This is a genomic window from Pseudoalteromonas sp. HM-SA03 (assembly GCF_002289345.1).
In the GTDB taxonomy this organism is placed as follows: domain Bacteria; phylum Pseudomonadota; class Gammaproteobacteria; order Enterobacterales; family Alteromonadaceae; genus Pseudoalteromonas.
Window position 1 is genome coordinate 143,969 of record NZ_NSDG01000089.1, and the last position, 11,359, is coordinate 155,327.

The 11,359-nt window shown below is 41.5% G+C and carries 9 protein-coding genes and 1 pseudogene; all 10 read left to right on the forward strand.

The features are described 5' to 3' along the window. The first annotated feature begins 7 nt into the window (after nt 1-7). A complete protein-coding gene (locus CKO50_RS18365) occupies nt 8-430 on the forward strand; it encodes a hypothetical protein (RefSeq protein ID WP_095729333.1) in 423 nt (140 codons plus the stop codon). A gap of 17 nt (nt 431-447) precedes the next feature. Continuing rightward, nucleotides 448-1,599: a hypothetical protein gene (locus CKO50_RS18370; protein ID WP_095729334.1), complete on the forward strand. Its 1,152-nt coding sequence runs from the start codon at nt 448-450 to the stop codon at nt 1,597-1,599. Next, nucleotides 1,586-2,626, forward strand: a complete 1,041-nt coding sequence (locus tag CKO50_RS18375; protein ID WP_255230418.1) for a DUF2169 domain-containing protein — start codon at nt 1,586-1,588, stop codon at nt 2,624-2,626. Before CKO50_RS18370 ends, CKO50_RS18375 begins: the two co-directional genes overlap by 14 nt. Then, nucleotides 2,616-3,518 (forward strand): hypothetical protein, encoded by a 903-nt coding sequence (locus tag CKO50_RS18380; RefSeq protein WP_095729336.1) that lies wholly within the window; start codon nt 2,616-2,618, stop codon nt 3,516-3,518. The genes CKO50_RS18375 and CKO50_RS18380 overlap by 11 nt, the downstream gene beginning before the upstream one ends. 283 nt (nt 3,519-3,801) lie before the next feature. After that, entirely contained in the window at nt 3,802-4,593 is a 792-nt protein-coding gene (locus tag CKO50_RS18385; protein ID WP_255230419.1) for a DUF4150 domain-containing protein, read from the forward strand. 6 nt (nt 4,594-4,599) lie between these two features. Continuing rightward, entirely contained in the window at nt 4,600-7,827 is a 3,228-nt protein-coding gene (locus CKO50_RS18390; RefSeq protein WP_095729337.1) for a hypothetical protein, read from the forward strand. A gap of 750 nt (nt 7,828-8,577) precedes the next feature. Beyond that, on the forward strand, nt 8,578-8,784 hold the full coding sequence (locus tag CKO50_RS18400; RefSeq protein ID WP_095729339.1) for a hypothetical protein: 207 nt from the start codon (nt 8,578-8,580) through the stop codon (nt 8,782-8,784). Nucleotides 8,785-9,458: 674 nt separating this feature from the next. Continuing rightward, complete coding sequence (locus CKO50_RS18410) at nt 9,459-9,776, forward strand: hypothetical protein (protein ID WP_095729341.1); 318 nt, start codon at nt 9,459-9,461, stop codon at nt 9,774-9,776. Nucleotides 9,777-9,808: 32 nt separating this feature from the next. Further along, nucleotides 9,809-10,768 carry a hypothetical protein gene (locus CKO50_RS18415; RefSeq protein ID WP_095729342.1) on the forward strand — a complete coding sequence of 320 codons (960 nt, stop codon included), beginning with the start codon at nt 9,809-9,811 and terminating at the stop codon, nt 10,766-10,768. Between the two features lie 148 nt (nt 10,769-10,916). Further along, nucleotides 10,917-11,359 (forward strand): annotated as a pseudogene (locus tag CKO50_RS18420) (hypothetical protein); the annotation flags it as partial.

The window sequence follows — 11,359 nt, forward strand, 5'->3', positions numbered from 1 at the left end:
AAAGTCTATGAAAACCAATGTTGTACAATTTTCTCCGTCGTTAAGCAACATCGTATGGCGTGTATCCGCCATTGATAAATTAGGCAAAGTGTTACGAGTGAAGTGTGACGGATCTAATGTAGAAATGAAGGTTAACGGTCAATTAGACAGTGTGACACGCGTAAGTATTGACGATGAAGTGTTGCTACATAGCGTGGCAATGCCTATCGTTATTGGTCGCTTAGCTGCACCGCAAGACTTTCCGGCGGCGTCGGTGACAAATAACAACGGCACCGTGGTGTTAAATGGCGAGCAAGAAGTCTGTGTCAAAACCAAAAATGGCAGCATTGCGATCAACGGCAATGGTGAGATACAGCTTGAAGGTAAACTGTTAAACGCCGATATTGAGCAAGATCTCAGCCTCCAAGGCTGGCCAATTCGATTAAATTAAGCTGATACGGTGTGACTATGTTTTTAGCTGCAACCAAATTGACCGTTCACCGTCAGCAACTCAAGTCGCTTTGGCGTCATTATCAAAAGTTTAATGCACGCCAAGTAGTTGAGACTGGGCGTTTACATGCTCTTGAAAAACAACTATTAAATCATGTGTATACCTTAGCTGCGACGGACGAAGAACACTGGATAAACCGCTCACAACTAGATTGTATCGCGCATGGGTCGATTGATGATGTATTTACGTTAACCCAAGAGATTGACTCACCTCAGCTGTTATTACTCATTAATCATCTTTTTGGGACAAGAGCGCTTGAAGATCAAGCCAGTGAAATCATCACGGCTATTAATCGCGAGCCTGCGCTTGCCGAGTTACTCATTCATAACTTATCAGCATGGCGCATTGATTTTGGTGATGCACTCAGGCAGAGAATTTTATCAACCGATGAAAATTGGCCTACGAGCCTTATCTATTTAGCATTTAGTACGGCTAACTTGTCGCGCCACCAACTTATGGCTGCACTTGAACATAGCAACCCTGAAATTGCCTACACGGCATTGGTGAATATGTGGCTGTGTAATACAGAGCAACTTTCAGAGCACTTAGTTAAGCGGTTTGCGATGACCGATGATGCCGCGCTAAAAGCAAAACTATTGCAGCTGGCAGGTTTACTCGATGAGCCAAAATGGGATGAACCATGCTTACTTTATTGTCAGCATAATCCAAGCTACATTGCAGAAGTATTTCCGTACTTTTCTCATACCCGGTCGTTACAAAATCTAATTAAGTTACTTGAAGTCCCCAGTACCGCTCGTCCGGCTTACGAGGCGTGGAAACAAATCACCGATCGCGACTTGCCTGAAGAATTCGCAATAAGTGATGCACAAACTGGCGTTCAATCTCAAAAATCGCAAAAATTACCCAGTTTTAAGCAAGCAGAATACGAACGCCAAGCCCTAATAACAGCAAATACCCAACATCAACTCGCAGGGCGTAGAGTCTCTGAGCCAAAAGATTGGTTACAACAGGGATTGGCTGGCCTTGCTATACAGCGCAAGCTTTCCAAGATTTCCTCGCACGCACTTGGCGCTGCGCTTTTTTACATGCCGATGGCTCATCTTCAGTGGCAATCAGTGAAACAGGAGTTGAACAATGCTAGTGAATGAATCCGAGTGGCAAAGTAGCACGGTTGAGGCTTGGGATGAGGAAAAAGATCCCATCGTAGTCATCGCTGTAAAGCAGAACTTTGAATACGACGTAAAGGGTAATGTATATCCCGATCCAACTGGAGCGCCTGTTGTACTTGCTGATGACTTCGACGGTGAAGGGCTTGAAGCCAGCCTAACCGCCGTTAGCGAAGTTCAGCCCTATAAAACCGGTTTTGAAGTATATGGTGAATTGACCTGTTTTCCACCAACCGACAAGCAAGCGCGAGTGATAGAAGTAGGACTCAAACTTGGCTGTGACGACAGGGTCTTTGTTGATAAATTACTGCGAGTTACTGGTGAGCGTGTGTGGAAGCGATCGCTATTCGGGCCCGTGGCGAGCGACCCACAAGTATTATCGTCCTGTGTATTAAATTACCAACTTGCCTATGGCGGCACAAGTCCGTCGGATGAAGAACAAGTTTCAACCCAGAATCCCCTTGGTCGTGGCTATAATCTCAAAAATAAAGAAGCGAAAGGCCAGCCATTGCCACAAGTGGAGTATGCTAATCAGGTATTAAAAAAACCGAGTCACGACACTGCGGTTGCAAGCTTTGCAGCGATCCCACCATTTTGGTCGCCAAGGGTGGATAAACTTCCTGAGGTTGACGAAGCCCAAGCTTTAGCGGGCAAATTCCCATTTAAAGAAGCAGTTCCCGCTGCGCATTATCAAGTCGCACCGCAAGACCAACAGACTCAAAACCCATTTAGTGATGGCTGGTGGATTGACATGATGGGCTTGACGCCAGATTTGCCTTATGGACAAAGCTTAAAGCTAACGTTGCCCAGAATCGTGCCTCGCTGTCGTTTGGTTAATGGCCCAGACGCCGCGCCTATTGATATGCAGTGTGATACGCTGGTAATTGACTCACAAACACAGCAGTTTTCATTAATTTGGCGAGGAAAGGTAAAAAAGAGCCAAACGGGCAGTAACAGCGTGTTCTTAGTCGAAGAGGCACAAACGCAAGGAGTGGCACATGCAGTTTGAATTAATCGCGCTAGAAACCCTCGCCGGTAACCATCCTAGTGCTTTATATACCGCGGTCGCAAACAACATGCGCTTTTGCACGCCAAGCAAAGCTATTGTTAGGTACGATATAAGCCTCGACGCCCCATACTTGCGCGCACAAATCGAAGAGATCTCGGTCACGTTACGTAAAGACCGCTGTTTAACCATTCTTGAATCTTTATTAAATCAGACAAAACAACGGTTTGATGGCAGTGCCAACACATGGGACGGCACCATTAATCTAGTTACTGCCAATACAAAAGCAGCAGAGCCATATATAGAGGTGTCTGATGTTAGGGCGCTTTGTGACCATCTTGAGCTGAACGTTGACGATATTCAGTTGCATAAAACGCTTGATATTGATTCGCTCTCGCCAAATAGTCTCTATGTATTTGTAGATAGTTGCGTTGGTTATGATGAAGCGTCAAAACCAAACTGGGTAGGAAAGCTACAAGTTGTTGGCGGCCCTGAAGGTGTTGTATTAAGTGAAGGCGGTTGCGCATTGCTTGGTACAAACGCGAGTAAAGATGGATGCCAAATTAAAGCATATCAGGGCGACTTAGGTGAGCTATTAAAAGAGCTGCACGCAGAGATAAATGAGCCCTATATTTCGACCCGCTTACTCAGTGAACAGTGGCAAAGAGAGTGGCTTAATGCCAGCCGGGCCCTGTACCAAGAACACGACGCGTTAATTGAACTCAACAACACGGCAAATACCATTGGTTATATTGGCGCTGGCCATAATGCAATGGGACTTGCGGTTGCCAGCAGTTATTTACACAACCCGTTAAATAGCCACATTGAAAGAGTGTGGCTGATCACAGAGCAAGAAAAACCACAATTAATCTCAGTAACAAGGAGTGTGTTATGAGCTTTATCGCAGCAGTAAAGGGAAAAGAGCCAGATTCGATTCAGTATGATCAAGATGCAATGTCTGCAATGCTTCGAGTAGGCGGGAGTGTGTCGTGGCGACATAATAATCCTGCATTGTTAAAGCTTACTATCGCAGCGAAAAATAATGGCGCCATTGGCTGTGTAAATGGGATAGCCGTATTTCCTGACAAGGCCAGCGGTGAAAACGCATTTATAGATGAGATTGCGCGCGCTAAATATGGCGATATGGTATTGGGTGAAATNGATAACTGAGTTTGCCAGTGACTATATTGTNTCCACCGCCTAAGTGGGACGATGAAAAAAACGAGCCGATTTTACCTCATGAAGAACCAGAAACAGGCATGGATATGCATAAGCCAATTGATGACGCCAGAGCGTTTTTAGACTTAGTTGAACGCAAAATAGGATGGCAAGCTGGCAGCGAGGAACAAATCGAAAAAGATGTAGATAGCGAAGCGCAGCAGGTAGGCATCGTAAGCGGCCAAAACGTATTAATTAATGGTCGCACCGCAGTCCATAAAGACAGTGGTGGCATGCTAAATACCATAGATGTGTGCTGGACTAAGATTGGTAAGGTTGTTGTGCCAATTCCTTATAGCAATCTCGCCAAATCGGGTGATGCAGCGAGCACGGCAAGCTCGGTAAAAATCAATGGCAACCCTGCAGCCAATATAAAAAGTAACTTTTCAAAAAGCACCGGTGACCAACCCGGTAAAAAGAAAGGCATTGCCAGTGGCACAATCAAAGGCAAAGCAGAGTTTATTACCAGCTCTTTTGATGTGTATATCGAAGGAAAACCCGCCGTACGCCAAGGAGATCTTATGATCTCTAACAGTAAAAACACGCCACCTTCTCCCTTGAATCAACCGGGCGGTGCGACCCCTAGCTCACTGTCAGTGGCAAAAAGAGATGCAACGGGTACTGAACAAGATCCAATCCAAAGTGCATTTGGTCTAAATAATCAAAGCAGCCGTAGTCTTATCTCGCAGGGAAATTTCGTGACAAAGCAAGGCGCAAATAAACAACAAAAAAAACTAGAGCAGGGAGGGTAATAAAGTATGGGTACACATATTTTTAATACTGAACTCAATGACGAGCAAGCACCTTGTACGCTGGAATTGCAACTTCAAGGATTAAATGGCAAAGATTGTACTGTACCACTTGGTTTTGCTGAAGTTCAACGAGCGTCATCACCAAAACCGGATGACCAAATTCCTTTTGTAGAGACGGTAGAGTTACGTGTGTTCTCAGACGCTTCGCTTGATATTAACAAAGCAAAGGCTCCTGAATACGTGCCCATGTTTAAAGATCAAAAAGAATTTCAAGAAGATGAGCCGGTTGGTTACTACTACTTTTTTGTTAATGGTTATTTGTGGCGAGAAATAGCCGCCATTTCAGGTGGCATGCTCAGTGAAGTTGACCTTCGTGAGTATCACGGTCAAAGCTTCAGGCCCAACAACGGCACGCACATGCCAAGACTCACATTGCCAATTCGCGCAAAAGGCCTATTCTCAGACTCAACTTCAGTTGAAACCATGACTTATCAAGTTGCCTTTTCACGCGTGCAATGGTCGTGGGATTACATCAGCGCGCTTGGAGATATGAAACCTGATGACAGCCGCTTTGATAAAAAGCCAATGACGTCAAAGTGCCCAGACGAAGGAAAAGCCTCGACCTATCGTAGTGAGCGCATGCAAACTATCGACTTTTCATCAGCCCCCAACTGGGACAGTATTGAAAACCTAAAAGCCAACGAAGACGGTGAACCCTGTATCTATTTGCATGATGTTTTGGGGATTGTACAAAATTTAAAACTTGAGGGTGATGTCTTATATCTGGCGTTTGTGCAGCATCAAAACCACCTAGCTTCCCAAGACTTCTACGATTCCGCACTCCTTGCCTCAACCATGTTTGCAAACCCTGAGCTTTTTGAATCCGAGATGGAAACTTATCAAGTGCGGGGGTTCGATGGACCAGAAACTCGACATAACTTAGTTTATACAAAGAAGGATAAACAATCAGCAGCAACTAGAAAGATAGGCGAGAGCCTAAGTCTTGAAAAGCTGCAAAAGCATTTAGTCCATACGTCAGAAGAACTACCGAACCTTATCACTAAAATTAAGCAATTTTTACGCTTTAGAGAGGATCTTCTTCATTTTTTTGAGGGCAAATACGGTGAACAAAAAGAGATTAATCTGGCGGATACCTGTCGAAACAATCAGATAGCGCCACCCACCAGCTTCACCGCCGCCTACTGGGACTTGAGTCTTTTGTCGCCGCTTGCTTATCGAAATGCATTTGAATGTGCATACGGGCACTTAAATAGCTTAAATATTTCTGAAAAAACATTCCCTATTTACTTTCCCGCATTGGTTGACCATCAAGTCCGCAAGTTTATTGCTGAAAAGCTTAAAAAAATACACGAAGGTTATAAAGATTTCACTTCTAAACTTCACTCGGACGATAACTCATGGTTATGCATTCAATTTACGCCACAAGAAGATTTATATGGCGAAGATTTAAAATCAGAAAATTACATTGTTGATAATATTCGAAGTGAGTTTGGTGCTTATAACCCTGAAAAGCTGACGCAAGCAGCGTTTGAAAGAGACATAGATAAAAACGAGTATCCCTTTTTATTTCTTGAGCTTAGATTTCTCCAAGTAGTTGAGAAAGGGCTAAGTGAAAACCTCGTATACTGGCAACAAAGCTTCGCAAATAGGACGCTTGCAGATGCCAATCAGTATATAGGTTTTTATCATAAGGTAGGAGTCATAGCAAAAAGTGCCAGCTTAAGTACTTTTAGTGATATTGAATTGCACGATTTTAATAATGTACCTGCCAACCGCGTAGTCATCACAGCGCCTATGACTAAGCACCCTTTATTTGAAGCCTTTAAGGTACAACAAAGAGATATAGATAAAGAAAGGAAACAAAACCGAACAGTGATACCAGAGTTAGGTGAACAACATGCTAAATCTGAGCACGCTCTAACAAAGGCTTTGGCAGCAAGAAAGGCGGGAAAGCCGATTCATGGTAACCATATTGCAACGATAGCTACGCGACTTCGCAATGAACTTGAAGGCTACAAGACGTTTAAAACCTTGCCCGCAAGTGTGGTGAGAGGCGAAATTGAAAATATGCTAGATGAAGTAATTGATATTGAAGGGACCTTTAAAGACCACACGAGTGCCGGAGGTAAAGTACTCACCAGACTCGCATCCAACTTTTCTAGGGAAGAGATCTATGAAGAAAACATTATAAGAGCGGAACGAGGTCTCAAAACAATTAACTATACACCACGTCAAGTAACCGAATTTGAGGGAAAACGCTTTGCCTCTGTACCACTTGCTTTGCTCACGGGGATTACAGTCATAAAAACCTATATGGACTATGAGAAAGAGTTTGCGGAGGAGAAAGGTGGTGTTGCTTATCGAGGGCATAAACATATTTCCTTAATTTTGGGTGGGCTAGTTGCGGTAGGCACGGTGTTAGAAAATTACGATAAATCAAAGTTTACTAAAATGATATCAAAGGATTTGCTAAAAGAATCTAACTTAAAGGCGAAAGTGTCAATTTTGCGAATTGCAGGGGGAGTAGCTGGGGCAGCCGCAGCTTATGTTCAATTTTGTGATTCACTAAAGCTTTATGAGAAGCGTGATATAGATGCTGCTGTAGCGGGTGTAATGTCAGCCGGTTTGGGGCTCGCTAGTGCTCTTTGGGGCGCTTATTTTGTGGCAATGGGGCCTATTGGTTGGATGCTTTTTATTGGTTCGATAGTATTTGCGATCTTATCCGCAATGTGGACAGACTCAGAAATAGAAAGGTGGTGTAAACGCGGTATTTTTAGTAGTGCTAATGTTAAACTTGAGGAACTACAAAAAAGCGAGGATAAAGAAGAAAAAGCATTTAGTAACCCCCAAAAATACCTGTTACATATTATGAAAATAATCTTAAAGCCCGCGGTGGAAGTTAAGAAGGTCGGTGTGGGAAAGTATATTGTTGAGGTCTACCCATCTGATTTTATTAGCGGCACTTCAGAGTTGGAGTTATCATTGAGCTTTTTGTCAGGTATAGGAGGTGATCCATATAACCGACTAAGACAAGGAGACTTAAAAAAAGTCACAGGTCTAGATAATTATAAATCAACCTATGATAAAAATAACAAAATGATCAAAGCAAGCTACTTTATCTCTATTGATGGGGATTATCTAAACTCAGTAAAGTTTACTTTGAAATTTAGGTTTAACAATGAAATAACAACAAAAGGGGAGCATGATGCTTGATTCTTTTTACTATAACTGTTACCTAAATGCAAAAACGTATGGATCGTACAAAAAAAGGGCTGGCGTAAGCTTTACAGCGGGTATGATTGATACCATTTATGATAAACGGTTCCATAAGCCCCACCGTTTCAAAAGCTACAGTAGCGGCAATTCTGTCGTTAGGCTAGTACTACTTGCTCCTTTTCTTTTATCAACGACTGCACTATTAGGTTCTTTAAGCACTATTATTGTTTGTTTATTTGAAGGTATACCGTGGATGGAACACTTAACAGTAATAGGCTGGTTAATGTTATTAAATTTTGCTCTGGTCAATCTTACTCCCTATTTGTCGACCTTCGTTGGAGAAAAATGCGTTTATTTTGATAGAGAAAAACAAAAAGTTTCGTTTACTTTGGATATACCTTATTGTACTGAGCGAGATGAGTTCGGGCATTGTTGCTTTGATTACTCAGAGATAAACTTACGCTATCAACGTGTAACTACAGATCAGTATGGTGCAATGACCTATGCGCCAATCATTAGCCATAAAAATGGGCAGAAATTTCCCAAAGCCAAAATTACTGCCATTGTTGATGAGAACCCTCGTAGCCCGATAGAGTGCCTAATTTTATTTGAAGATATCCGCCGCTTTATGGATAAAAGTAAACCACTCCCTGAGTCGCCAGAATATGAGGGGTTNTAGGCATCTAGATCCAGTTACAGCGGAGCANCGATAAAGCGATAGGTAGACCTGCAAACTATTGGAGCGAGATGTCGTTTGCACAACAAGTTGAGATAGGGAATAAAGTATACGAACCCATTAAGGAACTGAATGAACAATTCCCTAAAGAGCCACTTCCGGAAATGAAAGAGCCGTGGAAGCACTGGCAACCGGATGGTAAAAAAGGAGAAGGGAAAGGGTTGAAGCATGAGATCCTACTAATCGCCATGCAGCTATTTACAGCAAAACCGATGTAAAAGTGGCTCGATATTAATATGAGAAATACACGTTATAATGGTTTTTTTAGGACTTTCGACTTTAGGTTCTCTTCTAACAATGAAAACAATGGCTTGGCTTTTTTTAGTAACTCTGAGCATGATAAGGTATACTTAAAAGTCGAATCTGAAAAGTGGCGATATCATATTGTTTTAAAAGAAAATGATGGGAGGAAGTTTTTTGATTTTCTTCCTCTAGCGTTGTGTCTCACTCTCTGGGGATATCTCGCATTCACCTTGATATTTAATATCTTTTCTTTTGAGATTTCTAGAAAAGAGTACTTTGAAAGCTTCCTTCAACTTTTCTTCACTAATTTATTTTTTTCTCTCTTTTTCTTAAATGTTTACCCACTATTTTTAAATAAAATTGAACGTAGATACGCCTACTTCGATAGAGTTAAACAAACCGTTAGTTTTAGTTTTGATGTTGGCTCAGACGAGCTGGATGAGTTNTGGCAATCAGTGTTTTCCATGGCTGGATATAGAAGCAGAAATTTTTGAGCAAATTGGCGATATGGGAGTTCCACGTTTTTTTGTCCGTTTAGTGCACAAAGATCGTGATAAATACCCAAAGGTAAACCTTTGTATGGATGTTGTGGGAATACAAAANTTCAGCTATGTACTGCCATTTAAGGTGGGAGCTGATAATTCGACATATGGATAATACCAAACCACTACCAGATATTCCTATCTATGAGCTTGATAGAAGCAAAGATGAATTGACTAAGGAGTTTGATAAGCAAAACAATCGACCAAAGCTTTTTTGGGCTGGGTTTAGTTTGGGAGAGCAGAGTCGATTAAAACGACTTTATGAAGAAGACGCAGCAGATTTTAACTTCACTTACGGCCCTGAACGTGAGGAAATTGTAAAGCCTTGGTTAAAGTGGAAACCAGATCTGACTCAAGAGCAGGTCAATAAAAAGCAAAGCTTTATAAAAGTCGCGTTAATACAGATTCTAACAGGGTTACCATAACGGTTGCTACAGCTTTTTCAGGGAGGAAAATAGTGAACACACTTCAGAAAAATAGTTTCTTTAATCGGTTTTTTCGTGAAAATAGCTTTAAAGGTGGGCTAAGTAAAAATAGGCATGGTTTGGCAGTTTATAGAAGGTTTTACACTCCAAAGTTGGATTTGTATTTAAATACAAGTGAACGCTATTATTATGCGGAAAAGCCTGGTAGTACAACGTTTTTTTTATTTTATTTACCATGTGGTATTTCTTTTGCTATTTGGGTCTTGCTACTTTTGAACTTTCTTGTTGTTATTTTTACTGACGAAGGTTTTTACTGGCCGATTCTATTTATAATTCCAATTTACTCCTTTATAATGGTTAATTTTTTAGGCTTAACATATGATCGCGTCAGGTTTAAAGGAGCTTACTTTGACCGCAAGGATCAAAAAGTCAGCTTTACGTGGAAGATAGAAAACGCTAGTGAATTTGATCGATTTGGTAATCCAACATTCGATTGGAAAGACATTGAGTGTCACACTAAAAATGAATTTGCAACTTTAGGTATAATGAAAGGGTTTATTGAAATAAGACATAAAGACTTAGAGCTTTACCCGAATGCGAAACTAACAATAAATGCCTCTGGTGATACGTCGAAGCCTGTACGGTGTTTTTTGGAATGGGAGGCGATTGTAAGGCATATGCAGCAAGATAAACCTCTACCTGATACACCGGAATACGAGCTGTATCGAGAGTTGGATCCGCTCACGAAATCGTTTGATAAAAGCAATGGTCGACCAAAAGGCTTTTGGACACAATTCAGCCTTGAACAGCAAAGAGAAATTGAAGAGAAAATATTTCAGGAAGCTATAAAATTTGACTGGTCTGAGGGCAAAGTTCAACCAGAAATTACAAAACCGTGGGAAGTATGGACCCCTGATCCCACACGGCCACCTAAGCCAAGAGGTATGTTTACTATGATAATGTTACAGCTAGTATTTTGCTATCCGGAATAGGGTTTATAGTTATAACTGGCTTCAGACTTGATGCCAATGACTGCCAAATTAATCGTATGGATGTATGGTAGGAATTAATCATAATAAGTGGTTCTTTGTCGACTAAAAAAGTTAAGGACATTAAGGGATTAAAAATACAAGGAGAGTTATGCTTGATTCTTTTCACTACAACTATTATTTGACTATAAACACCTTTGGGTTTTATAGAAAAAGAGCTGGTGTTTGCTTTACAGCAGATATGATAACTGGTGTCTGTGGTAAAAGATTTAATAAGCCGCATCGTTTTAAAACCTGCACTAGCGGTAATTCGATTGTTAGAGTGGTATTATTAAGCCCTTTTCTTTTATCAACAACCGCATTGTTGATATTTTTAACAGCGATCATAGTCGGTGTGTTCACCGAACAGGAATGGTTTCACATGCTCAAAGCAATAGGTTGGCTAATACCTATTAACTTTGCGCTAGTAAATCTTACCCCCTACCTGTCAACTTTTGTTAAAGAAAAATGCGTTTATTTTGATAGAGAAAAACAAAAAGTATCGTTTACTTTGGATATACCCAATTGCGCAGAGCGAGATGAGTTCGGGAATTG

Excerpts from the sequence above, each read along its gene's own strand:
- CKO50_RS18365 (WP_095729333.1), top strand. The coding sequence starts at position 8 with ATGAAAACCAATGTTGTACAATTTTCTCCGTCGTTAAGCAACATCGTA.
- CKO50_RS18370 (WP_095729334.1), top strand. The coding sequence starts at position 448 with ATGTTTTTAGCTGCAACCAAATTGACCGTTCACCGTCAGCAACTCAAG.
- CKO50_RS18375 (WP_255230418.1), top strand. The coding sequence starts at position 1,586 with ATGCTAGTGAATGAATCCGAGTGGCAAAGTAGCACGGTTGAGGCTTGG.
- CKO50_RS18380 (WP_095729336.1), top strand. The coding sequence starts at position 2,616 with ATGCAGTTTGAATTAATCGCGCTAGAAACCCTCGCCGGTAACCATCCT.
- CKO50_RS18390 (WP_095729337.1), top strand. The coding sequence starts at position 4,600 with ATGGGTACACATATTTTTAATACTGAACTCAATGACGAGCAAGCACCT.
- CKO50_RS18400 (WP_095729339.1), top strand. The coding sequence starts at position 8,578 with ATGTCGTTTGCACAACAAGTTGAGATAGGGAATAAAGTATACGAACCC.
- CKO50_RS18410 (WP_095729341.1), top strand. The coding sequence starts at position 9,459 with ATGGATAATACCAAACCACTACCAGATATTCCTATCTATGAGCTTGAT.